The organism is Rheinheimera sp. NSM (assembly GCF_052380015.1).
In the GTDB taxonomy this organism is placed as follows: domain Bacteria; phylum Pseudomonadota; class Gammaproteobacteria; order Enterobacterales; family Alteromonadaceae; genus Alishewanella.
Genome location: NZ_JBQTCI010000001.1, coordinates 994,192 through 1,019,837 on the forward strand (window position 1 = coordinate 994,192; position 25,646 = coordinate 1,019,837).

The window sequence follows — 25,646 nt, forward strand, 5'->3', positions numbered from 1 at the left end:
GGTTACAGAATAAACCGGCTTAAGTCATCATCTTTAACCAGGGCGCCCAAGTGTTTTTCTACATAAGCGGCGTTAACCTCAATATGTTCACCGGCGTGGTCTGCCGCGTCGTAGGAAATTTCTTCCAACAGACGTTCCATCACCGTGTACAAACGACGGGCGCCGATGTTCTCGGTGGTTTCATTTACCTGCCAGGCGGCCGCGGCCAGGCTTTTAATACCTTCGGCGTCAAAACTAAGCTTAACGCCCTCCGTGGCCAGCATCGCAATAGACTGCTCGGTAAGTGAGGCTTTGGGCTCGGTTAAAATACGTTCGAAGTCGGCTGCGCTCAGGGCTTCGAGCTCAACACGAATAGGTAAACGACCTTGCAGCTCCGGCACTAAATCGGACGGTTTACTCATTTGAAAGGCACCGGAAGCGATAAACAGGATATGGTCGGTTTTTACCATGCCATGCTTGGTGTTTACTGTACAGCCTTCTATCAGCGGCAGCAGATCACGTTGCACGCCTTCGCGGGATACATCCGGACCGCTGGTTTCGCCGCGCTTACAAATTTTGTCGATTTCATCCAGAAACACTATGCCGTTTTGCTCTACCGCGTCTAATGCCAGCGCTTTCAGCTCTTCCGGATTCACCAGTTTAGCGGCTTCTTCTTCTATCAACTGCTTCAAAGCATCTTTAATTTTAAGCTTACGCTTTTTCTTTTTCTCACTGCCCAGGCTCTGAAACATGCTTTGCAGCTGAGACGTCATTTCTTCCATGCCGGGCGGTGCCATAATTTCTACACCGATATTCGGTTGAGCTAAATCCAGCTCAATTTCTTTGTCATCCAACTGGCCTTCACGCAGCTTTTTACGAAACACCTGCCGTGTACTGCTGTCAGTTGCCGGCTTGTTGTCTGTTTCGCCCCAGGCTTCTTTCGCCGGTGGCAGCAACACATCTAAAATGCGCTCTTCGGCAGCTTCTTCTGCGCGAAAACGGTTTTTCTCAATCGCCTGCTCGCGGAACATTTTTACTGCACTGTCGGTAAGGTCACGGATAATGCTTTCCACTTCTTTACCGACATAGCCCACTTCAGTGAATTTGGTGGCTTCTACTTTGATAAAGGGCGCGTTGGCCAGTTTGGCCAAACGCCGGGCAATTTCGGTTTTACCGACCCCTGTCGGGCCTATCATCAGAATATTTTTCGGCGTAACTTCCTGGCGCAGCGACGGCTCCAGTTGCATGCGACGCCAGCGGTTACGCAGTGCAATGGCCACCGCGCGTTTAGCTTTATTCTGGCCGATAATGTGGCGGTCCAGCTCGTGAACAATTTCTCTTGGCGTCATGTCAGACATAATTTACCTGCCTATAATTCTTCAATGGTCTGATGCTGATTGGTGTAAACACAGATATCACCGGCGATGGTCAGACTTTTCTCCACTATGTCGCGGGCACTCAGTTCTGTATTGTGCAGCAGTGCAGTAGCCGCAGCCTGGGCGTAAGGGCCGCCGCTGCCTATGGCGATCAGATCATGCTCGGGTTGTATCACATCGCCGTTGCCGGTAATGATCAGCGAAGTATTAGCATCAGCCACGGCCAGCAGGGCTTCGAGCTTGCGCAGCATACGATCGGTACGCCAGTCTTTGGCTAACTCAACCGCTGCACGCATTAAATGGCCCTGGTGCAGTTCTAATTTGGCTTCAAAGCGTTCAAATAAGGTGAAAGCGTCGGCGGTGCCGCCGGCAAAACCGGCAATCACTTTGTTGTTGTACAAACGACGGACTTTGCGGGCGTTGCCCTTCATTACGGTATTGCCAAGTGAGACCTGGCCATCACCGCCGATGGCGACATGGCCATCGCGGCGAACAGAAACTATAGTGGTCATAAATTGCCCTGTGGCGTAATTAACTCAGGGCTTAAGTGTGGCTGCGCCGACGTTATTTCAAGACCAGTTCCAGATTTGGCAGGTATTAATATTTTGTTGCCGTAAACGGTTTCGATCGGCCGTGGCCTGGCGTTTTGACTCATAAGGCCCTAACACTACACGATACCAGACACCGCGCTCACCCTCGGTGCGGCGTACTTCTGAGGTAAAACCGGCAAAAGCAATCTGGGCTTTCATGGTTTCAGCTTGCTGTTGTTCACGGAATGAACCGCATTGCATTTGGTACGGACCGCTGCTTTGCTGTTGCTCTGCTACCTCGACCTTCACCTCTTTATTTTCCAACTCTTTGATATATTGGTACGGTTCCTCGGTTGGCTTGGCCGGTAGCTCATCTTTTTTCACGGTTTTGGCCGGCGGTTTTGCCGTTGGTGCAGTAACAGCGGGTTGTTGATTTAAAAACCATAAAAAATACACAAAGCCGCTGATCAGCACAAAGGTGACAATTAACAACAACCAGGGTTTACCCGGTGCCTGAGCGGCTGCTTTGGCGCTGCTACGGGCAGGCCTGCGGTTAGCGGCATTGGCTTTGGGCCTGGCGGCTTTAACATAGTCTTTTTGTGGCATAAGGTTTTGTGGTTACTCTTACTACGCGGTGTGGCGCTATTCTACCAGGTTAGACAGAAAAAGAAACATAACCGCATTAGTGCCGGCAGTGAGAACCGGAAATGCTTTGCCGGCACTGTGTTTAAGTTAAGTCGGTTGGGTCGACATCCAGTTGCCATTTAACTTTGCGGCTAAGCGGCCACTGCGCAATAAGGTGTAGTACTGCGTCCAGAGCATGGTGCAGCGCCGGCCGCGCCGGGCTGTACAGTTGCAGTTGCCAGCGAAACTTACCGGCGCGCCGCTCCAGCGGAGCCGGTATCGGGCCCAATAATTGTAGCTGCGCAAACTGGCGGGCAGCGTCAGCCAGCTGCTGCAGCCACTGTTGGCAAAGCTCAGATTGATGCGCTTCTACACTGAATAACGCCAGGTGCTGAAACGGTGGCAACCGCGTTTGTTCACGTTCCTGCAGCGCACTGCGGGCAAAAGAGGCGTAGCCATTTTGAATAATGTCCTGCAACAAGGCGTGTTCCGGATAATGGGTTTGCAGTAATACGGTGCCGCCGCTGCTGCCCCGGCCGGCACGGCCGGCTACCTGGGTCAGCAACTGCGCCAATTGCTCCGGTGCGCGAAAATCACTGCTGTACAGTGCGCCATCGACATCGACAATCACCACCAGGCTGACATTGGGAAAGTGATGGCCTTTCGCCAGCATTTGCGTGCCGACAATTAAGCGGGCGCCATGTTGATGAATATCATCCAGCGCCTGATGTAAAGCGCCCTTACGTCGCGTGCTGTCGCGGTCCAGCCGGGTAATGGCCGTGTCGGCAAACAGCTGCTGCAGGTTTTCTTCTAACTGTTCAGTGCCCTGGCCCAGTGGTTTTAACTGTGTACTGCCACAGCCGCCGCATTGGCGCGGCACGGCTTTGCTGGCACCACAATGATGGCATACCAGCTGGCGGCTTTGTTTATGATAAGTGGTAAAGGCACTGCAGCGGTGGCATTCGGTTAACCAGCCGCATTCCTGGCAACTGAGTGCGGGGGCAAAACCGCGGCGGTTTAAAAACAACATCACCTGCAGCCCCAGCGCCAGTTGCTGTTTAATGTGCGCCAATGTCTGGCTGGCCAGGCCAAATTGCAGTACCTGCTGCTTTAAATCGACCAGTTCAAATTTAGGCAGCGCTTGTCCGGCGGCGCGATCCGGCAGTGGCAGGTGAATAAAGCGCTTATTCAGCGCATTGTGCAGGCTTTCCAGGCTGGGGGTGGCAGAGCCCAGCAGAATAGGGCAGTGCTGTAAGGCTGCACGTTTAATGGCTAAATCGCGCGCATGGTAACGAAAGCCGTCTTGCTGTTTCAGCGATTGGTCATGCTCTTCGTCAATAATAATCAGGCCGAGGCGCCAAAACGGCAGAAACAGCGCCGACCGGGTACCGATAATAATGGCCGCTGCACCGCTACCGGCCTGTAACCAGCAATGTAAGCGCTCGCTATCGGTTAGGGCTGAATGCCAGCAAAGTACCGGTACATCAAAGCGTGCCTGAAACCGTGCCAGGGTTTGCGGCGTTAAGCCAATTTCCGGCACGATCAACAATACCTGCTGCTGTGTCTGCAGCAATTTGGCAATACTTTGCAGGTACACTTCGGTTTTACCCGAGCCGGTCACGCCTTCAAGCAGCAGGCGCTCAAAGCGGCCACAGGCTTGATCCACGGCAGTGACGGCCAGCGCCTGAGCGGCAGTAAGCTTTAAGCCGTCTGCTGCTTTGGTTGGTGCCGTGTAAGGCGTTGGTGGCACAATAACTTCTTCAGCCAGCTGTTTGTCCAGCAGTTGCTTTAAAGTAGCGCGGCTGTGTTGTTGCAACAGTACCGACTCGGTCAGTTGATGCAACTGCAACGCCTGCCACAGTGCTTGTTGTTTGGCTGCGCGTTTTAATGCTGTTGCTTCAAGCTGCCGGCCTGTGGCTGTCAGACGGTAGGCTTTGGGCTGGTAGTCAGTTAGATCGCGGCCTTCGCGCAGCAGGGCGGGCAGGGCACTGATTAACACTTCGCCCAGCGGGTGGTGGTAGTATTCGGCGGCAAAGCTTAACAGCTGACACAGTAACGGCGGCAGTACCGGGGCGCTATCCAACAGTTTGAGTACCGCCTTTAATTTAGCGCCGTTAAATTGGTCTTGCGGCGCAACCTGCCAAATAATACCTACCAGTTTGCGGTTACCAAAAGGCACCAGCACACGACAGCCCACCTGAGGTTGCTGCTCAGTGTCGATAAGGTAATCAAAATGTTGTCTTAGCGGCACCGGCAGGGCCACACGCACTACAATCACAGCAAGTTCCCGTTATAACGCAGCATTCAAGTGTAAGGACCGGTCGCTGAAATGCCAAGTAAAACAAAATTTATCCCGGCAAGCATTGAAGCTGTTGCAACTTAGCCGGCTATCTATTAAGCTACGCGCCCTTAATTAACTGTAATTACGTATGGTGTCCGGCAACAATTTGACCGGATAGCGATACGGCCCTAACGAGGTAACCCATGAAGCCAGGCATTCACCCGGAATACAAAGAAATTACTGCTACCTGTACTTGCGGTAATTCATTCAAAACAAAATCTGCACTGTGCAAAGACATCCACCTGGACGTTTGCTCAGCTTGCCACCCGTTCTATACCGGTAAGCAAAAAGTGTTAGACGTAGGCGGCCGTGTAGATCGCTTCAAAAAACGTTTCTCTGTACTGGGCAACCGTTAAGCGGTATTGCTACTGCGAAACTGAAAAAAGCACCTGCGGGTGCTTTTTTTCTGCCTGCGATTCAGCTTTGGTGCTTTTTTAAGCAAATAGCCGGTATTACTAAAAAAAATAGTTTTAAATCCTGTATTTAGCTTTTATGCACAGCAATCTGATTCAGTGTAGACGGCTATACGCCTGTAGTTTCAGTGCGTTAGCCGGCATCAGCGGTTTTAAGCGCTGCCATAATCAGCCACTAAGTGTGCGTATTTATCTGCATGCTTTTGCAGTGATGTGCAGATGGTTATGCATACTGCCGACAATATTTTCCACTATTGGAACGGACAGAGTTTGGCAGGGCTTGGCGCTACCGGCGGAACTTGCTATAACAATGTCCGGTTACGACTAAAGTGGTATAGCATCCGGCAGCTGTTTACGCTGGTACGATCAGACTGATTGCGGTTCTCTTCTCCGGAGCAGCTCCGTAGAATATGCCACCTTCAGGTTTAACCGCATAACAATAACATTGCGCCCGACCCTACAACACAAACGGCAGGATAAAACAGATGTCAGATTTCAGAGAACAAGCGCTGCGTTACCACGCAGAACCCAAGCCCGGCAAAATCAGTATTGAGATCAGCAAGCCGGCCGAAACCGTGACAGATCTGGCATTGGCTTACAGCCCCGGTGTGGCTGAGCCGGTACGTGAAATAGCGGCTGATATCGACAATGTGTACAAGTACACCGCTAAAGGCAATTTGGTGGCAGTGATCACCAACGGTACCGCTATTTTAGGCCTGGGCAATCTGGGCCCTATGGCATCCAAGCCAGTGATGGAAGGTAAGGCACTGTTGTTCAAACGCTTTGCCAATCTGGATTCGATTGATATTGAAGTGTCGCACCGCACTACGGAAGAATTTATCAATACCGTTGCCAATATCGCTGATACCTTCGGTGGTATTAACCTGGAAGATATCAAGGCGCCGGAATGTTTTGAGATTGAAAAAGAGCTGATAAAGCGCTGCAAAATTCCGGTGTTTCATGATGATCAGCATGGCACGGCCATTGTAACCGCCGCCGGGATGCTGAATGCGCTGGAAATTCAGGGCAAAGATATTAAAAGCGCCATTATCGTTTGTATGGGCGCCGGTGCGGCCGCTATTGCCTGTATGGAACTGTTAATAAAGTGCGGCGCTCAGCGTGAGCATATCTATATGCTGGATACCAAAGGCGTGATCCATACGCGGCGCAATGACTTAAACCAATACAAGCTGCTGTTTGCCAATAATACCGATAAACGCACGCTGGAAGATGCCTTAACCGGTGCCGATGTATTTGTTGGCGTATCCGGCCCCGATGTACTGCCGCCGGAGGCACTGAAACTGATGGCGGCTAAGCCGGTTATTTTTGCCTGCTCTAATCCGGATCCGGAAATTAAACCAGCGCTGGCGCATGCGATGCGTGACGATATTATTATGGCGACCGGCCGTTCTGATTACCCGAATCAGGTTAATAACGTGCTGTGTTTCCCGTTTATTTTCCGCGGCGCGCTGGACGTTCGTGCCAGTGTGATTAACGATGAAATGAAACTGGCGGCAGTAAACGCGATTCGCGGCATTGCTAAAGAGCCGGTACCGCAGGAAGTGTTAACGGCGGCCAAGGTAGATGAGCTGAGCTTTGGTAAAACCTATATTATTCCCAAGCCGATGGACCCACGTTTATTGCCACGGGTTGCCAAAGCGGTAGCCGAAGCGGCCGTAGCCTCCGGTGTAGCGCGGCTGGAGCTGCCGGATAACTACTACAGCTAAGCACAATCAGGTTATTTCAACGCAGAAAAAAGCCGGTTTGTTATAAACCGGCTTTTTTGTCTGTAACGGCTATTGTTGTTTAAGCAAAGCGGGTACTTCTCAGACCCTAAACAAGCGGGTGATATTTTCCAGGTTCTGTGCCAGAGAAGCCAGCTCACTACTGGCCTTGGCAATATTGCCGGCACTTTCTGAGCTGTGTCCGGTGTTGGTAAAAATTTCGTCAACATGGTGCACTATATTGCCGGCCATTTTTTGCTGCTCATCGGTAGCATCGGCAATTTGCTGGTTCATCAGACGAATTTGCGCAATGCTCCTGGTGATCAGCTGCAGTGCATCGCCGGCCTGGTTGGCTGATTGCACGCTGTTATCAGCCTGGGCGGTGCTTTGCTGCATTTTTTGCACCGCCGAGCGGGCAGCACTTTGCAGTTGCTCAATAGTGCGTTGAATTTCTTCTGTCGATTTTTGTGTACGTGAAGCCAGGGTACGTACTTCGTCGGCTACCACAGCAAAGCCACGGCCCTGTTCACCGGCACGGGCGGCTTCAATTGCAGCATTCAGTGCTAACAGATTGGTTTGCTCAGCTATGCCTTTAATCACACTCAGCACAGTGCCGACCTGGTTGGCATCTTTCTCCAGTTGCATAATGACATCGGCGGCTTCCTGCACATTACCCGCCAACTGACGAATATTATCTACTGTTGAAATTACCGTTTTCTGCCCTTGTCCGGCAGCATCGCTGGATTGGTTGGCTGCGGTTGCGGCTTCATTGGCGCTGTGCACTTCTGCTTCAACACTGGCATTCATATCGGCGACAGCCGTTCTGGCCTTATTCGCTGCCTGGCGTTGCACGGCAATGGTTTTGTTGGTGTCGTCGGTCAGCTCATGTAAGTCTTTTGCCAGCGCTGACAACGGAATAGCCGTATTGACGATATCTTTAACCACATGCTGCAGCTTTTGCATAAAGGTATTAAACCAGTAGGCTAAATCACCCAGTTCATCTTTGCTGCCGGTGTTAATGCGAACCGTCAGGTCGCCGTCTTCTTTGGCCAGGTCCTGCAATGAGCGGATCATGCTGCCAAGGCTGTTTTGAATGCCGCGGGCTACCGGATAGGCGGTACCAAACAGCACCAAAGTGGTGATTAAGCCCATAATAATGCCGACAGTGATCAGCGTGCCGGCTTGTTCACTGGCATCATCTATGGCGCTGGTAAAGGCTTGCAGCCTGGTGTCGCGAAATTGGCCCAGTAAACGCGCGGTATTATCGTAATCGGCATTCATTTTTTCTGAGCGCTGCGCCAGGGTGCTGAAATCGGCGGTGTTGTTGATCATTTCCTGCGATACCTTATATGCCACCTGATAATAAGCGCTATAACTTTGCAGGATGTTTTGCACTTCAGTGGTGTAATCGCGGTTTAACCGGCTGATTTTATCCAAATCCTGTGTCAGCTGAGTGCTGAACACGGCAGCGCCGGCCAGAGCTTCTTCATCACCGGTAGTAACGGCACTGGCGAGCGAATCTTTTACCCGCTCCAGCAACACCAGCGAACTCTGTGCTGCTTGCAGTACCGGAAATTGTATATCGCGGGTTTGCTCCAACGTATTGACGTTATTCAGCGCGGTGTTACTGGCCAAAGCGAGGTAAATCATAAAGCTGATGGTGCCGATAAGCGGAATTAGGTAGATTTTTTTGGCAATAGAAAGACGTCTTAGTACATCCATATCGCAGGCCCCTGTGCATTGAAATGCTGAGTAATATTAGAATAGGTTTAAGCGCAGTATAGAGGCTTATTTGTGCAAATGCTTGCTGTTGTTATGTTTGTCGGTAGAGCTGCAAAGAAAAAGCCCGAACAGTGTCGGGCTTTATAGATAATGCTGGCTGTAGGTTATTTTTTTGCCCGTTCAAACGAGGTCATAATCTCAGCTTTGGCCGCAGCGGCATCGCCCCAGCCGTTTACTTTTACCCATTTACCGGCTTCTAATTCTTTGTAACGCTCAAAGAAGTGTTGAATTTGCTTTTTCAGCAGCTCATCCACGTCGTTGATATCCTGAATATGATCATACAGCTTAGTCAGCTTGCTTACCGGTACGGCAATCACTTTGGCATCTTCGCCGGACTCATCCGACATAAACAGCACGCCGACCGGGCGGCATTTAATTACAGCGCCGGGTACCAGCGGGTAGGGCGTTGGTACTAATACATCTACCGGGTCACCATCCAGTGATAAGGTGTGGTTTACAAAGCCATAGTTGCATGGATAAAACATTGGCGTGGCCATAAAACGGTCTACCCAAACAGTACCGGTGTCTTTGTCTACTTCATACTTGATGGGGTCGGCATTGGCCGGAATTTCAATAATTACGTTAATTTCTTCCGGCAGGTTCTTACCTGCTGCAACATCGCTTAAGCTCATGGCCTGGTCCTTAAATGATAAAAGCTTGGTTAAAAGTGGCGCTTATTATAGCGCCGGTAATAAAAATGGCTATCGCTGATGATAGGCAACGCAGCTTTCTACTTCGTGTTTCGAGCCCAGTATCACCGCCACCCGCTGGTGAATATCGCCGGGCATAATGTCCATAATGCGCTCATAACCGGTAGAACTCATACCGCCGGCCTGTTCTACCAGAAAACTCATCGGGTTGGCTTCATACATTAGTCGCAGTTTATCCGGCTTGTTGGCATCTTTAGTGTCGCGCGGGTAAGCAAAAATACCACCGCGGCATAATACGCGGTGCACATCACCTACCATGGCAGCTATCCAGCGCATATTGTAGTTTTTACCGCGCGGGCCTTCTTTGCCTTTAAGCAGATCCGCAATGTAGGCTTGCATGGCCGGCTGCCAGTAGCGCTGGTTCGACATATTGATGGCAAACTCAGCAGTGTATTTCGGAATGGCAGCCTGCTCTTCGGTAAGTAAGAAGCCGCCATAAGTTTTATCCAAAGTGTATAGCCTGGTACCTTTGCCGGTGGTTAATGCCAGCATGGTAGAAGGGCCATATAGCACATAGCCTGCGGCCAGTTGTGCACTGCCGGGCTGTAAAAACTGACTGGCATCATCGGCGGCTTTATCGGCTTGTGCCGGTAAAATGGAGAAAATGGTACCAATTAAGCTGTTGATATCAGTGTTAGACGAGCCATCCAGCGGGTCGAAGGTCACCAGATATTTACCGTTCGGGTTGCCGGCAACGGTGTCGTCTTCTTCTTCTGAGCTGATCGCTTTAACGACGCCGGTTTCTAAAATCACTTCTTTTAGCAATTCATTGGCAATAATATCGAGTTTTTTCTGCGTTTCCCCTTGAATATTCTCACCCAGGGTAGAACCTAATACCCCGGCCAGTTCGCCCTGACTGACGCGAAACGATATTTCCCGGCAGGCGGCGAGGATAGTTTTAAGCAGTGAAATCAGGTCGCTGTCGACTCCGTCCTGTTGCAATACTGGCGAGATGCGGCGCATGCTGGTGGTTCCTTTTCAGTAATTATTTTTGCTAATGCGATAGAGGCTGGCGTATTTTAAAGAATTTCTGCGCAAATTGCAGGTGTTACTGCGTTGCTGTTGCTATTTGCTACAATGGCGCAGGCTAATTTTCAGGACAACTTATGCATATTCATATTCTCGGTATCTGTGGCACCTTTATGGGCGGCATTGCTGCTATTGCCAAAGCGCTGGGCCACAAAGTAACCGGCGCCGATGCGAATGTCTACCCGCCAATGAGCACGCAACTGGAGCAATTGGGCATCGAATTAACCCAAGGCTGGGACCCGCAGCAGTTAGAGCCGGCGCCGGATTTAGTCATTATCGGTAACGCCTTGTCGCGCGGTAACCCGGCAGTAGAATATGTACTGAACACCAATTTGCGTTATACCTCAGGCCCGCAGTGGCTGGCAGAGCAGGTTTTGTTTGACCGCTGGGTGCTGGCAGTGTCCGGTACCCATGGTAAAACCACCACCAGTACTATGCTGGCATGGATTTTAGAGTGCGCCGGTTTAAAGCCCGGGTTTTTAATTGGCGGTATTCCGCAGAATTTTGATTGCTCAGCCCGGCTTGGCGAGTCGCCGTTTTTTGTTATTGAGGCCGACGAGTACGACACCGCCTTTTTTGATAAAAGATCCAAATTTGTACATTACCGGCCACGCACCCTGGTAATGAATAACCTGGAATATGATCACGCCGATATCTTCCCGGATTTAGCGGCTATTCAGCGCCAGTTTCATCATTTACTGCGCATGGTGCCGGCCAATGGCTTAGTGCTGGCGCCGGAAGATACCCCGGCAGTTAAACAAACGCTGGATATGGGCTGTTGGAGTGAGCGGCAAAGCTACGGTACTGATTGGCGCGCCGAATTGATTAGCAACGATGGCAGCCACTTTGCCTTGTATTATCAGGATAAACTGCTCGGTGAACTGAACTGGCAGCTGAGCGGCCAGCATAATGTTGATAACGCCGTAATGGCGATTGCGGCGGCGCGCCATGCCGGGGTGCCGGTTGACGTGGCGCTGGAGGCATTAATGCGCTTTGTCGCACCGAAACGGCGGATGGAACTAAAAGCGGACGTGGCAGGCGTGAGGGTATATGACGATTTTGCCCATCACCCTACCGCTATCAGCACTACCTTACAGGGTATTCGCAATAAAGTAGGCCAAAGCCGGGTGCTGGCCGTACTGGAGCCACGCTCTAATACTATGCGTATGGGCGTGCATCAGGCGGCGCTGCCACTGTCACTGGCACTGGCAGACCTGGTGTTTTTGTATGAACCGGCTAACGCCAACTGGTCGCTGGATGCCTTAACGCGGGCCTTAGCCCCTAAAGCGATCTTGTCGCATGATATTGATGCCCTGGTAACGCTGCTGAGTGACCAGGCAGAACCCGGCGACAGCATTGTGATTATGAGTAACGGCGGTTTTGGCGGCATTCACGATAAGCTGATTAGCGCATTAAAACGCAAACGGGAACACTGATGTGGGCATACAGATGACAACTACAAAAGAGATCACGCTGGCGTTTAGCGGTGCCTCGGGCGCGCCTTATGGCTGGCGTTTACTTGAGTTATTGCTGGCGCAGGGTATTAAGGTGCACTTGCTGGTATCGAGTGCCGCGAGGGTGGTATTTGCGACCGAACATGACATTAAACTGCCGGCAGCACCGGATAAGTGTACTGACATGTTGCTGGCGCATTTTGGTTGTGATGCCGCCTTGCTTAAAGTGTACGGCAAGGATGACTGGTTTTCACCGGTGGCGTCCGGCTCGGCGGCGCCACGGCAAATGGTGATCTGCCCCTGTTCAACCGGCACGGTATCTGCAATTGCGACCGGTGCCAGTGATAACTTAATAGAGCGTGCCGCTGATGTGGTAATTAAAGAAGGCGGCCAGCTGATCCTGGTGCCGCGCGAAAGCCCGCTCAGCGCTATTCATCTGGAGAATTTACTTAAGTTGGCACGCTTGGGCGTGACTATTATGCCGGCAGCGCCGGGGTTTTATCATCAGCCGAAACAGATCAGTGATTTAGTCGATTTTATGGTGGCGCGCATTTTAGATCATCTTAAGCTGCCGCATCAGTTGCTCAACCGTTGGGGCTACAGTGGTGACGCAGCAAAAACAGGAGAACAACCTTGAGTTTAGCTTTAGATATCAAAGACCTGCATAAAGTATATAAAAGCGGTACTGTGGCATTAAGCGGTATCGATTTGCAGGTGAAGCAGGGTGATTTTTTCGCCCTGTTGGGGCCTAACGGCGCCGGTAAAAGTACTACTATCGGCATTATCAGCTCCCTGGTGAATAAGTCTCAAGGCAGCGTTAAAGTATTTGATTACGATATAGATACTCAGCTTGAAGCGGCAAAAAGCCAGCTTGGTTTAGTGCCGCAGGAATTTAACTTTAACCAGTTTGAAACTGTACTGCAGATAGTGGTGAATCAGGCCGGCTATTATGGCGTGCCAAAAAAGCTGGCGCTGGAGCGGGCGGAGAAATACCTCGGCCAGCTCGGGCTATGGGAAAAACGTACTGCGCGTGCACGCGAGTTATCAGGTGGCATGAAACGGCGTTTAATGATAGCGCGGGCTTTAATGCACGAGCCCAAGCTGCTGATTTTGGATGAGCCTACCGCCGGTGTTGATATAGAGCTGCGCCGCTCGATGTGGGAGTTTTTGCGCCAGATTAACCAGCAGGGCGTTACTATTATTCTCACCACCCATTACCTGGAGGAAGCCGAAAGCCTGTGTCGCAATATCGCCATTATCGACAAAGGGCGGATTATTGAAAACACCAACATGAAGACACTGCTGGCCAAGCTGACCGTTGAAACCTTTGTGCTGGATTTAGCCGCAGAGCCGGCGTCGGTTAAGCTGGAAGGGGTTAGCTGGCGCGTGCTGGATGGCCACAGTATTGAAGTGGATGTGGAAAAGGCGCAGGGCTTAAATGCAATTTTCGCTCAGCTCAGCGCACAAGATATTAAGGTGTTATCAATGCGTAATAAAGCCAACCGGTTGGAAGAGCTGTTTGTCTCCTTAGTGGAAAATGGCCGCGGAGGTGCAAAATGAGCCGGGCCAATTATCTGGTAGCGTTAAAAAGTATTTGGGATAAAGAAACCAACCGCTTTTTGCGGATTTGGGTGCAAACTCTGGTACCGCCGGCCATTACCATGACGTTATATTTTGTCATCTTCGGCAGCTTAATCGGCTCACGCATCGGCGATATGGGCGGCTTCAGCTATATGGAGTTTATTGTGCCGGGGCTGATTATGATGTCGGTGATCACCAACTCTTATGCCAATGTGGCCTCGTCATTTTTCAGTGCAAAGTTTCAGCGCAATGTGGAAGAGCTGCTGGTAGCACCGGTGCCTAACTACATTATCGTGTTAGGTTTTGTTGGTGGCGGTATGGCGCGCGGCATGCTTGTGGGGCTGATAGTCACTATTTTGTCGCTGTTTTTTGTCACTATTCAAATTCATAACCCGCTGGTTATTATTGTTACCGTTACCCTAACGTCGATGCTGTTCTCCCTGGGCGGCCTGATTAACGCTGTGTATGCGAAAACCTTTGACGATATCAGCATTATTCCAACCTTTGTACTTACGCCACTGACCTATTTGGGCGGCGTGTTTTACTCGTTAACCTTACTGCCGGGCTTTTGGCAGCATGTGGCTGCGCTTAATCCGGTGGTGTATATGGTTAATGCCTTTCGCTACGGCTTCCTTGGTATTACCGATGTCAGCCTGTGGTTGGCTTTGGCCGTGGTGCTGGGCTTTATCGTGGTACTGTTTAGCTATGCCATGTATCTGATCAGCCGAGGTATTGGTCTGCGTAGCTGACATTTTCGTCCGGTATAAAAGTAGCGGATCGATTTGCCCACGCCAACGCGCCGTAAACCCGGTCCCTGGGGGCTCGACTCAGGCATCCATGCCTTCAACGGTTGGCTTAGGGCAAACCGGTCCTTCTACCATGTCTGCGGCTATTTTTTTGCAGACATTTTTCGGCGCTTGCAGTAAAGTGAGCGCCATTTTCCGGCCGTTTTAGTAACCGCTGAAACCGTATGCAGAGTAGCAAGCGCATGACAGAATCCAGTAAACGCCAGGCCACCGCTTCAGAGGAAGCACTATGGCGCATTTTCACGGTGCCGGAAGCGCCAGACTCAACGCTGAGTATTATTGAACAAAACCTGTCACAGAACCTGGCCGGCTTTTTGCGCGAAAGTATTGTCGCGGTAGAAAAACCGCTGTGGCAAATAGAGCGTGATTTTCAAACGCACCAAATTCCGCAAATGCCAAACTTTGTCTCCGATTATGCCGAGAGCCTGATGCAAAAGCTGGTGGCGCATTCGGTGCATACTGCGGCGCCGAGCTTTATCGGTCATATGACGTCGGCACTGCCGTACTTTGTCTTATCACTGTCAAAAATGATGGTGGGGTTAAACCAGAACCTGGTAAAAATTGAAACCTCCAAAGCCTTTACGCCAATGGAGCGCCAGGTGCTGGGCATGATGCATCATCTGGTGTATGGCGAAGGCGATGGCTTCTATAAAAAATGGATGCACAGTGCTAACCACTCGCTGGGCGCTTTTTGCTCCGGCGGTACCATTGCCAATATCACCGCACTTTGGATAGCGCGTAACCGTTTGTTAAAAGCCGACGGCGACTTTAAAGGCATCGCCCGCGAAGGTCTGTTTAAGGCGATGAAGCATTACGGCTATGAGGGGCTGGCCATACTGGTATCTGAGCGCGGCCATTACTCACTGGGTAAAGCCGCCGACGTCTTGGGTATAGGCCGCGAGTCGCTGATTTCGATAAAAACTGACGCTGACAATAAAATTGACATCGCTGCGCTGGCAGAAAAAATGGCGGAGCTTAGCGCTGCCAATATTCGCGTGCTGGCTATCGTTGGCGTGGCCGGTACTACCGAAACCGGTAACGTAGACCCCTTGCATCAGCTGGCCGATTTGGCAGAGCAGTATCAATGCCACTTCCATGTTGATGCAGCCTGGGGCGGGGCGACCTTGTTATCCAACAAATACCGTTATTTGCTGGCCGGTATAGAGCGCGCTGATTCGGTAACTATAGATGCGCACAAACAAATGTATGTGCCGATGGGCGCCGGTATGGTGGTGTTTAAGCACCCTTCTGCCGCGCACGCCATTGAACACCATGCCGAGTATATCCTGCGTAAAGGCTCCAAAGATTTAGGCAGCCAGACGCTGGAAGGCTCGCGCCCGGGCATGGCGATGCTGGTGCATGCCTGTTTGCAGGTTATTGGCCGCGATGGTTATGAAATTCTGATCAACCGCAGTCTGGAAAAAGCACGTTATTTTGCCACCTTAATTGCACACAATATTGATTTTGAGCTGATCACCGAGCCTGAACTGTGTCTGCTAACTTACCGCTACGTACCGGCACAGGTGCAAAAAGCCATGGCTAGCGCCAACCCGGAACAACTGCAGCGTTTTAACGAGTTGCTAAACGGCCTGACTAAGTTTATTCAGAAGCGCCAACGGGAAGAGGGTAAGTCTTTTGTGTCGCGTACCCGCTTAACCCCGGCTCGCTATCAACGTCAGGAAACTATAGTGTTCCGTGTGGTGTTGGCAAACCCGCTAACCACCGAGCAAATTTTGCATGATGTGCTGGTAGAGCAGGATCAGTTAGCGCAGTTGGATAAAGAGTTTTACCCCAAGCTGCTGCAACTGGCCAAAGAGCTGGCGGCCTGATACTTCCGGTTTGTTCTGTGCGGCATGACAGGCTATTATCAGGCATTACCTTTACGGCAACGGACTGATTTTATGCGCTATGCTTTGTTCTTACTCCCTTTGGTACTCAGCCTTACGGCCTGTCAGAGCGCTTATTATTCGGCGATGGAAAAGGTTGGTGTACATAAACGCGATATTCTGGTCGACCGGGTAGAAGAAGCGCAGGAGTCGCAGCAGGATGCACAGAAACAGTTTAAATCGGCGCTGGAGCAGTTTAGCAGCCTGATTAAATTTGATGGCGGTGACTTGCAGCGTGTGTATGAAGCCACCGACAGTGAATATCAAGCCTGCAGTGCCGCAGCTGAAGAGGTGAGTAAGCGCATTAACAGTATTGAGGCGGTCGCTGATGCGCTGTTTGACGAATGGCAGGATGAGCTGGACCAGTACAGTAATGCCAAGCTGAAACAAGACAGCGCCAACAAGTTAGCCAGTACCAAAAAACAATACAACAGCCTGCTGAAAACCATGCGCCGCGCCGAGCAAAGTATGCAACCGGTGTTGTCATCACTTAAAGATAATACGTTGTATTTAAAGCATAACTTAAATGCTAAGGCCATAGGCGCGCTGCAGGGTGAGTTTAACTCAGTGCAGCGTGATATTAACCGGCTGATAGCTGAGATGAATAGCGCTATCGCCCAGTCTGAGCAATTTGTCGCTACGCTAAAACAATAACGAAAGTCAGTAACAGAGGGACAACTTATGGCAGGTCAGGGTTCCGGCGGTAATGTTATCGCAGCACTATGTAATGTATTTATTCCCGGTTTAGGCCAGTTAGTGCAAGGGCGTATTTTAGCTGCACTATTATTTTTCGTGGTATGTGTTGCCGGTTATGCTACCTGGTGGCTGGTTGTGCCTGGTATTATTGCTGCTATTGCCCACCTTTGGGCGATTATTGATGCGGCAAAATTTAAGCCTTACGCCTAAACTGCTACCACTAAAACCAGCGCCAGCAGGCTAAGTAATACTGCCAGGCCATAACATAGCAGTTTACCGGCTTGGCTAAAGCCGAATTTCAAATCGTGTAAGCCATGGTGTATGCGGTGCGCGGCATGCAACAGTGGCAGGCATACCACAGCGCCTGTTAGCAATAGAGCCGGTATGCTGTAAGTGCTGCGGCTAAGCTCTGTCAGAGCTGAATACGTAAGCCAGTGTGGGTTAAGCAGCCCCAGCGGCCACAACAACCCCAGTGTCAGTATTAACCCCGGCAGAAATACCGCAAAGCACACACCTCCGGCGCTGAACAGTGCCCACCAGATAGGTTCATCTGAACGTTTCGGGCTGTTCATAACCAGCCACCAAACAGTAATAGCAAACCCGCTGCAACCAATAGTGTTGCCAGCCATTGGCCACTGATCATCGACCAGGCCGGTGCCAGCGGCATGACCCGCGGGAATAAGGCAAAAAAGGTTTTGGCATGAAACAGGCTGGCAGCAAAAGCCAGCAGATTAAGCGCTATTACCCAGCCTTGTTGCATAAAGGCCTGGAAACTCTGCCAATGGGCTGCGCCTTGTGTCAGGCAATACAGGCCGTAGAGTAAACAGCCGAGGAAAAACAGCAGCGGCAGCACTGTGGCTTCGCGCAGCATATACAGCCGGTAATAGTTATGTTGCAGCCACCAGCTGCGGCTAAGTTTGGGCTGATAAGGTTTACGCGCAGAAACGGGGGTGTTCATCGCCGTGCTCCTTAGGGTTTAAACATGCTGATAATAAAATCTTTCGCCGATTCCACCTTGGCCTGATTCACTGCCGCCGCGGGGTCGAGCTGCTTAGGGCAAACATCTGAGCAAAAGCCAACGAAGGTGCAGCCCCAGGCGCCGTTTTTAGCGTTTAACTGCGGCATACGTGCTGCCTTGCCGTTGTCGCGGCTATCCAGGTTATAGCGCTGTGCCAGCGTAATAGCTGCCGGGCCCAAAAACTCCGGGTTTAAGCCAAATTGCGGGCAGGCTGAATAGCACAGGCCGCAATTAATGCAGTTAGAAAATTGCTGATACTTTGCCAGCTGCGCCGGCGTTTGCTTATGCGGCTGTGTGCCGCTGTAGTCGTTAATCAGATAGGGTTTGACCGCCGATAAATGCGCCAGAAACTGCGTCATATCGACAATCAGGTCTTTCTCCACCGCAAAGTGCGCCAGCGGTTCAATAATGATCTCGCCGTGGTAATCGCGCAAAAAGGTTTTGCAACCCAGTTTGGGTATGCCGTTAACCATTACACCGCAAGAGCCGCAAATGGCCATCCGGCACGACCAGCGCAAGCCCAGTGTCGGGTCCAGCTGTTGCTGCACATACAGCAACGCATCGAGCACTGAGGTGGTGTGATCGCCAGGTACAGTAAAACGCTGCAGCCGAGGTTCGTTGTCGTGCTCCGGATCATAGCGCTGGATCAACAGTTGATATTCAGTCATGGCTGCGTTCCTGGTGTGCTATCAGCACTATTATTTGCAGAGGCATTATCTGCACCATAGCTGCGCTGTGCCGGTGGCAGGCTGCTGATCTGCACGGCTTGCCAGCTAAGCTGTGGTAAGGTGTTAGCCTGATAATGCAGCAGAGAATGACAGAGAAACTGTGCGTCGTTACGCTGCGTCATACCGATGTCGAGCCGCTGATGCGCGCCGCGTGACTCGGTGCGGGCCATAGCCGCCGTGCAAATGGCCAGTGCGACATCCAGACCAAAGCCCAGCTCCAGATATTGCAGCAGCTCAGAGTTAAACACCTTGCTGTGGTCGGTGACTTTAAGCTGCTGATAACGCTGCTGCAGCGCTTGCAACTGTTGCTGACAACGCAGCAAGCCTTCGCCTGTGCGGTAAATACCGCAGCCTTGCTCCATCGCCAGCGTCATATCCCGGCGCAGCTGTGCCACTGAATCAGTGGTATTAGTACCAAAACGACGGTTAAGCCAGCGCTGTGGCATTTCGCTTTGCACACTAAGCGCTTTGCTATCTGCAGCACCGCACTGCATAGCATGTTGCGCGGCCTGCTCGCCGGCAACGCGGCCAAATACCAGCAGCTCAGATAACGAATTGGACCCCAGCCGGTTGGCGCCATGCAGGCCAACCGAGGCGCATTCGCCCACCGCATATAAACCCGGCAGCGAGGTTTGGCAGTTAATGTCGGTAGCAATACCGCCCATGGTGTAATGCACTGCCGGGCGAATTGGAATGGCCGCCAGCGCCGGGTCAATATCGACATAGGCTTTGGCCAGCTCACAGATAAACGGCAGCCGCTGCTGTAAATGTGCGCGGCTAAGATGGCGTAAGTCTAAATACACCACAGCGTGGCCGTTATAGTCACCACAGCGGCCGGCTTGCTGCTCGTGCCAGAATGCCTGCGATAGTTTGTCTCGCGGGCCCAATTCCATCTGTTTATTTTGCGGCTGCCCCAATGGTGTTTCCGGGCCTAAGCCATAGTCCTGTAAATAACGGTAACCCTGATTATTCAGCAGCACGGCGCCTTCGCCGCGGCAGGCCTCGGTAATTAAAATGCCTGAACCCGGCAGGCCGGTAGGGTGATACTGCACAAACTCCATATCACGCAGCGCTACGCCATGGCGATAGGCCAGCGCCATACCATCACCGGTAACAATGCCGCCGTTGGTATTGTAATGAAATACGCGGCCGGCACCGCCGGTGGCCAAAATGACACTTTTAGCCTGAATTTGCACCAGCTCACCGCTGTTTAGTGCCAGCGCTAATACCCCCACCACCTGGTCGCCGGCTCGCAGTAAATCCAGCACAAAATATTCATCCAGCCGCTTAATAGCCGGGTATTTCAGGCTGGTTTGAAATAAGGTGTGCAAAATATGAAAACCGGTTTTATCAGCAGCAAACCAGGTACGCTCGGTTTTCATGCCGCCAAAACGGCGCACAGCAACGTTGCCATCTTGCCGGCGGCTCCAGGGGCAACCCCAATGTTCCAGTTGTACCAGCTCGCGATAGGCCTGCTTAACAAAGAACTCCACCACCGGCTGATCAGCCAGCCAATCACCGCCGCTGACGGTATCCTGAAAATGCGCTGCTGCACTGTCGCTACTTAAGGTTACTGCTGCAGCTCCCCCTTCGGCAGCTACCGTGTGCGAACGCATTGGGTATACTTTTGACAGCAAAGTAATGCTTAACTGCGGTGCTGCTTCTGCGGCGGCAATGGCGGCCCTTAAACCGGCTCCGCCACCGCCGACAACGATAATATCCTGCTGTAGTTGTTGCATTCGTGTTCCCGTTGTCAAATGTAGTCAAAGATTGCGATAGCCGGCCCAGAGCAGCCCTGCCAGCAGTAGCAACGGATAAAGGTGGCACAACAGTACATTCAGGCCCAGATAGGGCGTTAGTTGTTGGGGTTTATCAGCATAACGAAACAGGCCCGGCAACAGTTTTATTACCAATGGCAGGCTGAGCAGTGCCAACAGACATTGCCAGGGTAAAAGGCCACCGGCCACCGCAGCTAACAACAACAGGTAGCTGAGTAACAGCAGCAGGGTGTAAACGCTGGCACTGTGCCGCCGGCCAATTACAATAGGCAAGTGGCGCCGGCCCACGCGGCGGTCTGCGTCTGCATCCGGAAACTGGTTTAACAGCAGCAGATTGCTGACCAGTAGCAGCATAATAACAGCCAGCACCCAGGCGCTGGCGCTAATGTTGCCAGCCAATACCCAGTAAGCACCTAACGTCATAAAAACACCAAAGCCGAGCCCCGGGGCCAGCAGGCACAGCAGTGGCCAGCGGTTAACATACTGCGTGTAAGCATAAATCAGCAGCACGCCGGGAATACCAAGCACTAAGGGTTGCCAGTGCAATTGGTAGCTAAGGTACAGACCGCCGCCAATGGTTAGCACCAGGCTGACGATTGCCAGGGTTAAGGCTGCCGTGCCGGCCGCCGGATAGCGTACAAGGGTGCCACTGCCACCGCTGAAAGGCGTGCGTTCAGTGAGAAAGTCCAGCCCGGATTTAAAGTCGAAGTATTCATTAAAGGCATTTACGCTAAGATGAGCGCATAATCCTACCGCTGTTACCAGTGCAAGTGTGGCCGGGTGTAAAACATGCCCTGCCTGCCAGCTTGCCCCGGCTGCCAGAGCAATACATACCAGAGTAAGACTGAGAAAGTTTATCCGGGCGACGCCGCAAAGTTGTTTCAACAAAAAAAGTATCCTTTAAACATCTTTGCTACAGAGTATAGCTATCAACGGGGTTATAGCTTGATCCAGAACATTTTTTCTGTCTTGATGTTGTAAACTGATAATGAATTAACATTGAGGCTGTTCAGCCGGCTATGCCGCAAACCCTAATCAACCGGGAGATCTGACTCTAACCATGGCACAAGAGACTATGATTCTGAACTTACCATTGAGCGGCGGCATCTGCTTGTCGCATCGCAGGCAAGCCCGGGTGACGGCCTTGCTGATGTGGCTGTTATGACGCCGGATATCGCCCTGGTATTATTGATCCTGCTGGCAGCCCTGGTGTTGTTTGTTACCGGCTGGCTGCGGATGGATGTGGTCGCCTTGTTGGTGTTGTGTACGTTGGCCTTGCTGGGCCTGGTATCGCCGGCCGAGGCGGTAAGCGGGTTTAGTAACCCGGCGGTTGTTACTGTCTGGGCCATGTTTATCATGAGTGAAGGTTTAACCCGCGTTGGTATTGCCGAGGGTATTGGCCGACAGGTTATTCGCTTATCCGGGAGTAGTGAAACCAGGATGATCATCGTTATTATGCTGGTTGCCGGTTTGTTATCGGCTTTTATGAGCAATATAGGTGTGGTTGCCTTGTTGCTGCCGGTGACGGTAGAAGCAGCCAGGCGCTGCGGTATATCACCGGCTAAAGTGCTGATGCCAATGGCCTTTGGCGCCATGCTCGGTGGTTTAATAACCTTAATTGGTACACCGCCCAATTTACTGGTCAATATTGCGCTGGAAGAAAGCGGCCGCAGCGGCTTTAAGTTGTTTGATTTCGCTCTGATAGGTTTACCGGTTTTACTGGCCGGCACCTTGTTTGTCGCTTTTATTGGCCGTCATTTGTTACCGGAGACCGATCCCGGCCGCGCTGGCCTGGCGGGCAGCAAAAACCTTAGCGATCAATACAGCCTGCAGGAGCGGATTTTTGCGCTGCGTTTACCTCATGATTCTTTACTGGCCGGACGCACGCTGGACGAGTCGGGCTTAATTAATACCGCCGGGCTGATCGTTATCGCCCTGACCCGCGGTGGTGAAACCTTTACCCTGCCATCGCGCCATACCGCACTTCAGGGCGGCGATATAGTGCTGGCGCAGGGCAAATTCAGCCGCTTTGAACGGCTGCGCAGTTGGAACTCGTTAACCATTGAACGTGAAGCACCTATGTTGCACGAGAAATTGCTGGCTGCCAGTGGTTTGGCTGAGCTGGAAGTGGCGCCTGACGGCGTGCTGGTGGGCGAAGTATTGCAGCATCACCGCTTCCGGGAACACTACCAGGTGAATGTGCTGGCGGTAAAACGTGCAGGCCAGACTTTACGTACGCGGCTGGCCGATTTGTCTCTGGCCGCCGGTGATAAAATTCTGGTACAGGGCAGCAAAAGTGCGCTGGACGCTATGCAAAAACAAGCGGCGTTCAGCGCAGTACAATTGCTGAGCCCTGATGATGTGATCCAGCACTATAAACTGGAAGAGCGCTTATTTGTGTTGGGTTTACCGGAGGACAGCCCGCTTGTTGACAGCACCTTTGCGGATAACCGCCTGGGTGACGCCTTTGATTTTCGTTTGCTGGGGTTGTTCCGCCAGGGCGAGATTATCCAGCAGTTTCACTCCGACGATACACTGCAAGCCGGCGACCTGCTGCTGATCCAGGGGCGGGAGGAAGACCTGGACATTCTGCGCGGCTTTAAACAGCTGGAGCGGCTGGATGATATGTCGCCGTATCTGGACTTATTAGCGAAGGGTAAACTGGAGCTGGTAGAAGCCACTTTGCACCCGCGTAGTAAATACATCGGCAAGAGTGTTAATGCGCTGCAACTTGATAAACGTTATAAAGTTGAAGTGGCGGCCATTTGGCGCGAAGGTCGTGCGTATCGCTCGGCGCTGGGCAGTATGTTGTTGCAGGCGGGAGATGCGCTGTTAATTGTAGGGCCGCGTCCGCGGCTGGCAATGCTGACCGAAAGCGAGCATCTGATTGTGCTAAACCCGGTACAGGTAAAGCCGGTTAATGCCAGCAAGGCGCCATTGGCCGCCGGCTTAATCCTGCTGATGATTACCCTGACGGTGGCCGGCGTATTACCGGTTTATCTGGCGGCCATTCTGGCAGCAACGTTAATGGTTGCCAGCCGCTGTTTAAGCATGGAGCAGGCTTATGCTGCCATTGACTGGCGTTCCATTTTTCTGATCGCCGGTATGTTGCCGCTCGGGGCGGCAATGCAACACTCCGGTACTGCCGCCTGGCTGGCCGAAGCAGTATTGGCAGGGTCCGGACAGTTTGGCCCGCTGGCGGTCATGGCAGGCTTGTATCTGGTTACCGCACTGGGCACCCTGGTAGTGCCAACCGTTGCGCTGGTGCTGATTATGGCGCCGATTGGTTTAATGCTCAGCAGTGCGCTGGGGGTGAACGGCCAGAGCGCGATGATGATAGTGGCGGTAGCGGCTACCAGCCTGGCCAGCCCGGTATCGCATGCGGCCAATACGCTGGTAATGGGCCCGGGTGGCTATCGCTTTGTCGATTATTTAAAAGTGGGTGGGCCGCTTAGTTTATTATTGTTTGTAATAACCATGGCGTTGCTGCCGCTGTTTTGGCCGCTAAGCCATGGTTAGGTTAGATAAGGGTTAAGCTTGCGGCTCAGACTTCCAGATTATCAATCAGCCGGGTGCTGCCCAGCCAGGCGGCGGCTAAAATTACTTTAGGCTGCTGTGCTGTGCTGGCCAGCGTCAGATCGGTTTGGTCAGAGATATCAATATAATCCGGCGTAAAGCCTGCAGCACTAAGCTGCTGTTTAGTTTGCAGCTCTAAGCTGCGGTAATCATGGTTACCGGCCAGAATTTGTGCGCGCAGTTGTTGTAACAGCTGATACAGCTTCGGGGCTATTGCCAATTGCTGCGGCGTTAAATAACCATTGCGGGAGCTCAGCGCCAGGCCATTGGCGGCACGCTCGGTCGGCACGCCGATAATGTCAATGGGTAAGGATAAATCGGTTACCATCTGGCGGATAATGGCCAGTTGCTGATAATCCTTTTGGCCAAAACAGGCTATGTCCGGCTGCACCAGGTTAAACAGCTTACATACGATGGTAGACACACCACGGAAATGGCCGGCGCGGCTGGCACCGCAGTGCAAATCACCAAGCAAAGGCACTTCAACAAAGGTTTGTACGTCGAGGCCACGCGGGTACATCATATCCGGCGTAGGGGTAAAGACTGCATCGGCGCCATGGGCGGTTAGCCCGGCACAATCTGCCTCCAGCGTACGCGGGTAACTGTCGAGATCTTCATTTTTGCCAAACTGCATCGGGTTAACAAAGATGCTGACAATCACCCGGTCGGCGCGGTTTTTGGCAACATCAACCAGTTTTAAGTGGCCGTTATGCAGGTTGCCCATGGTGGGCACAAAGGCGATGCACTCGCCGTTTTGCCGCCACGCACTGATTTGCGCCCGCAGCGCAGCAATAGAGTTGAGTATTTTCATCTGGCTTAAAAACTGTGTTCGCTGGCAGGGAAGGTCTGGCTTTTCACTTCGCTGACATAAGCAGCAATTGCGCTTCTTATTTCACCGGTTTGGGCCAGATAGTTCTTGGAGAATTTCGGAATATAGCCACTGCTGATGCCGAGTAAGTCGTGCATTACCAGCACCTGACCGTCGGTAACATTGCCAGCACCAATACCGATAACCGGAATACTCAGGGCGTCAGTGATGCGTTTAGCTAAGGCAGTGGGAATGCACTCTAACACCAGCAACTGTGCACCGGCCTGTTGCAGCGCTTTGGCCTGGGCTACCATGGCATCTGCTGCGGCATCGGTTTTACCCTGTACTTTATAGCCACCAAAGATATGCACCGACTGCGGGGTTAAACCTAAATGGCCGCATACCGGCACACCGCGCTCGGTTAACGCCTTTACGGTGGGCAATAAAAAGTCGCCGCCTTCAAGTTTCACCATATTGGCACCGGCCTGCATCAGCGGCACTACACTTTGCAGTGCTTGTTCCAGGGTGCCGTAGCTCATAAACGGCATATCGGCGATAACGAACGCATCCGGCGCTCCGGCGCGTACGGCGCGGGTATGGTAAGCAATGTCATTAACGGTAACCGGCAGGGTGTCGCCGTGGCCTTGCAGCACCATACCTAAGGAATCGCCAATCAGCAGTACGTCGACGCCTTGTTCGGCAAATAATTTAGCGAAGCTGGCATCATAGGCCGTCAGCATGGTGATCTTGTCACTTTGCTGCTTCATTTTCTGTAATACGGCAGTGGTGATCTTAGCCATAATCTTC

Annotated in this window: 24 protein-coding genes; 10 read left to right on the forward strand and 14 right to left on the reverse strand. The window is 52.0% G+C overall.

All coding sequences use genetic code 11. From position 1 onward, the window contains the following. Positions 1-2: 2 nt before the first annotated feature. From hslU to priA, 4 genes are all read right to left on the reverse strand, one after another. Positions 3-1,337: an HslU--HslV peptidase ATPase subunit gene (gene hslU, locus ACTZWV_RS04390; protein WP_444785370.1), complete on the reverse strand. Its 1,335-nt coding sequence runs from the start codon at positions 1,335-1,337 to the stop codon at positions 3-5. An 11-nt stretch (positions 1,338-1,348) separates the two neighbouring features. Further along, a complete protein-coding gene (gene hslV / locus ACTZWV_RS04395) occupies positions 1,349-1,867 on the reverse strand; it encodes an ATP-dependent protease subunit HslV (RefSeq protein ID WP_444785371.1) in 519 nt (172 codons plus the stop codon). 57 nt (positions 1,868-1,924) lie between these two features. Then, positions 1,925-2,491, reverse strand: coding sequence for an SPOR domain-containing protein (locus ACTZWV_RS04400; RefSeq protein WP_444785372.1), 567 nt, complete (start codon positions 2,489-2,491; stop codon positions 1,925-1,927). 121 nt (positions 2,492-2,612) lie between these two features. Next, positions 2,613-4,787, reverse strand: coding sequence for a primosomal protein N' (gene priA / locus ACTZWV_RS04405; RefSeq protein WP_444785373.1), 2,175 nt, complete (start codon positions 4,785-4,787; stop codon positions 2,613-2,615). 206 nt (positions 4,788-4,993) lie between these two features. Between priA and rpmE the strand changes: the two genes are divergently transcribed. Then, complete coding sequence (rpmE, locus tag ACTZWV_RS04410; RefSeq protein WP_092792296.1) at positions 4,994-5,206, forward strand: 50S ribosomal protein L31; 213 nt, start codon at positions 4,994-4,996, stop codon at positions 5,204-5,206. Positions 5,207-5,748: 542 nt separating this feature from the next. After that, on the forward strand, positions 5,749-6,990 hold the full coding sequence (locus tag ACTZWV_RS04415; protein ID WP_444785374.1) for a malic enzyme-like NAD(P)-binding protein: 1,242 nt from the start codon (positions 5,749-5,751) through the stop codon (positions 6,988-6,990). 99 nt (positions 6,991-7,089) lie between these two features. Here ACTZWV_RS04415 and ACTZWV_RS04420 read toward each other — a convergent pair whose 3' ends face one another. The 3 genes from ACTZWV_RS04420 to ACTZWV_RS04430 all read right to left on the reverse strand — a co-directional run bounded on the left by ACTZWV_RS04420 (position 7,090) and on the right by ACTZWV_RS04430 (position 10,442). Further along, the gene (locus ACTZWV_RS04420; RefSeq protein WP_444785375.1) at positions 7,090-8,709 is read right to left on the reverse strand and encodes a methyl-accepting chemotaxis protein; all 1,620 of its coding nucleotides are present in this window, start codon (positions 8,707-8,709) and stop codon (positions 7,090-7,092) included. 164 nt (positions 8,710-8,873) lie between these two features. Further along, positions 8,874-9,401 carry an inorganic diphosphatase gene (gene ppa, locus ACTZWV_RS04425; protein WP_205309347.1) on the reverse strand — a complete coding sequence of 176 codons (528 nt, stop codon included), beginning with the start codon at positions 9,399-9,401 and terminating at the stop codon, positions 8,874-8,876. A 69-nt stretch (positions 9,402-9,470) separates the two neighbouring features. Further along, positions 9,471-10,442: a class 1 fructose-bisphosphatase gene (locus ACTZWV_RS04430; RefSeq protein ID WP_444785376.1), complete on the reverse strand. Its 972-nt coding sequence runs from the start codon at positions 10,440-10,442 to the stop codon at positions 9,471-9,473. Between the two features lie 143 nt (positions 10,443-10,585). Between ACTZWV_RS04430 and mpl the strand changes: the two genes are divergently transcribed. The 7 genes from mpl (at position 10,586) to ACTZWV_RS04465 (ending at position 17,141) form a co-directional block, all read left to right on the forward strand. Further along, positions 10,586-11,944: a UDP-N-acetylmuramate:L-alanyl-gamma-D-glutamyl-meso-diaminopimelate ligase gene (gene mpl, locus ACTZWV_RS04435; protein ID WP_444785377.1), complete on the forward strand. Its 1,359-nt coding sequence runs from the start codon at positions 10,586-10,588 to the stop codon at positions 11,942-11,944. 13 nt (positions 11,945-11,957) lie between these two features. Beyond that, on the forward strand, positions 11,958-12,599 hold the full coding sequence (locus ACTZWV_RS04440) for a flavin prenyltransferase UbiX (protein ID WP_444785378.1): 642 nt from the start codon (positions 11,958-11,960) through the stop codon (positions 12,597-12,599). Then, entirely contained in the window at positions 12,596-13,522 is a 927-nt protein-coding gene (locus tag ACTZWV_RS04445; protein WP_444785379.1) for an ABC transporter ATP-binding protein, read from the forward strand. Before ACTZWV_RS04440 ends, ACTZWV_RS04445 begins: the two co-directional genes overlap by 4 nt. After that, positions 13,519-14,292 carry an ABC transporter permease gene (locus tag ACTZWV_RS04450; RefSeq protein ID WP_305552536.1) on the forward strand — a complete coding sequence of 258 codons (774 nt, stop codon included), beginning with the start codon at positions 13,519-13,521 and terminating at the stop codon, positions 14,290-14,292. The genes ACTZWV_RS04445 and ACTZWV_RS04450 overlap by 4 nt, the downstream gene beginning before the upstream one ends. Before the next feature lie 239 nt (positions 14,293-14,531). Further along, positions 14,532-16,178, forward strand: a complete 1,647-nt coding sequence (gene panP / locus ACTZWV_RS04455) for a pyridoxal-dependent aspartate 1-decarboxylase PanP (RefSeq protein ID WP_444785380.1) — start codon at positions 14,532-14,534, stop codon at positions 16,176-16,178. A 72-nt stretch (positions 16,179-16,250) separates the two neighbouring features. Then, positions 16,251-16,889, forward strand: coding sequence for a DUF2959 domain-containing protein (locus ACTZWV_RS04460; RefSeq protein ID WP_444785381.1), 639 nt, complete (start codon positions 16,251-16,253; stop codon positions 16,887-16,889). A 27-nt stretch (positions 16,890-16,916) separates the two neighbouring features. Next, positions 16,917-17,141 carry a hypothetical protein gene (locus tag ACTZWV_RS04465; protein ID WP_444785382.1) on the forward strand — a complete coding sequence of 75 codons (225 nt, stop codon included), beginning with the start codon at positions 16,917-16,919 and terminating at the stop codon, positions 17,139-17,141. Here ACTZWV_RS04465 and frdD read toward each other — a convergent pair. The 5 genes from frdD to ACTZWV_RS04490 are packed head-to-tail and all read right to left on the reverse strand — an operon-like array spanning position 17,138 to position 21,343. Beyond that, entirely contained in the window at positions 17,138-17,503 is a 366-nt protein-coding gene (frdD, locus tag ACTZWV_RS04470; RefSeq protein WP_444785383.1) for a fumarate reductase subunit FrdD, read from the reverse strand. The genes ACTZWV_RS04465 and frdD overlap by 4 nt on opposite strands. Next, positions 17,500-17,889 (reverse strand): fumarate reductase subunit C, encoded by a 390-nt coding sequence (locus ACTZWV_RS04475; RefSeq protein WP_444785384.1) that lies wholly within the window; start codon positions 17,887-17,889, stop codon positions 17,500-17,502. The genes frdD and ACTZWV_RS04475 overlap by 4 nt, the downstream gene beginning before the upstream one ends. Before the next feature lie 11 nt (positions 17,890-17,900). Further along, complete coding sequence (locus ACTZWV_RS04480) at positions 17,901-18,617, reverse strand: succinate dehydrogenase/fumarate reductase iron-sulfur subunit (RefSeq protein ID WP_444785385.1); 717 nt, start codon at positions 18,615-18,617, stop codon at positions 17,901-17,903. After that, positions 18,614-20,416 carry a fumarate reductase (quinol) flavoprotein subunit gene (frdA, locus tag ACTZWV_RS04485; protein WP_444785386.1) on the reverse strand — a complete coding sequence of 601 codons (1,803 nt, stop codon included), beginning with the start codon at positions 20,414-20,416 and terminating at the stop codon, positions 18,614-18,616. Before frdA ends, ACTZWV_RS04480 begins: the two co-directional genes overlap by 4 nt. 24 nt (positions 20,417-20,440) lie before the next feature. Beyond that, the gene (locus tag ACTZWV_RS04490; protein WP_444785387.1) at positions 20,441-21,343 is read right to left on the reverse strand and encodes a prenyltransferase; all 903 of its coding nucleotides are present in this window, start codon (positions 21,341-21,343) and stop codon (positions 20,441-20,443) included. A 273-nt stretch (positions 21,344-21,616) separates the two neighbouring features. Here ACTZWV_RS04490 and ACTZWV_RS04495 point away from each other — a divergent pair, with 273 nt between their 5' ends. After that, positions 21,617-23,974, forward strand: coding sequence for an SLC13 family permease (locus ACTZWV_RS04495; RefSeq protein ID WP_444785388.1), 2,358 nt, complete (start codon positions 21,617-21,619; stop codon positions 23,972-23,974). A gap of 25 nt (positions 23,975-23,999) precedes the next feature. On the opposite strand, the gene panC is transcribed toward ACTZWV_RS04495, so the two are convergent. Together panC and panB are read right to left on the reverse strand one after the other, a co-directional pair. Further along, on the reverse strand, positions 24,000-24,842 hold the full coding sequence (panC, locus tag ACTZWV_RS04500) for a pantoate--beta-alanine ligase (protein WP_444785389.1): 843 nt from the start codon (positions 24,840-24,842) through the stop codon (positions 24,000-24,002). Between the two features lie 5 nt (positions 24,843-24,847). Further along, complete coding sequence (gene panB, locus ACTZWV_RS04505; protein WP_444785390.1) at positions 24,848-25,639, reverse strand: 3-methyl-2-oxobutanoate hydroxymethyltransferase; 792 nt, start codon at positions 25,637-25,639, stop codon at positions 24,848-24,850. Between the last annotated feature and the right edge of the window lie 7 nt (positions 25,640-25,646).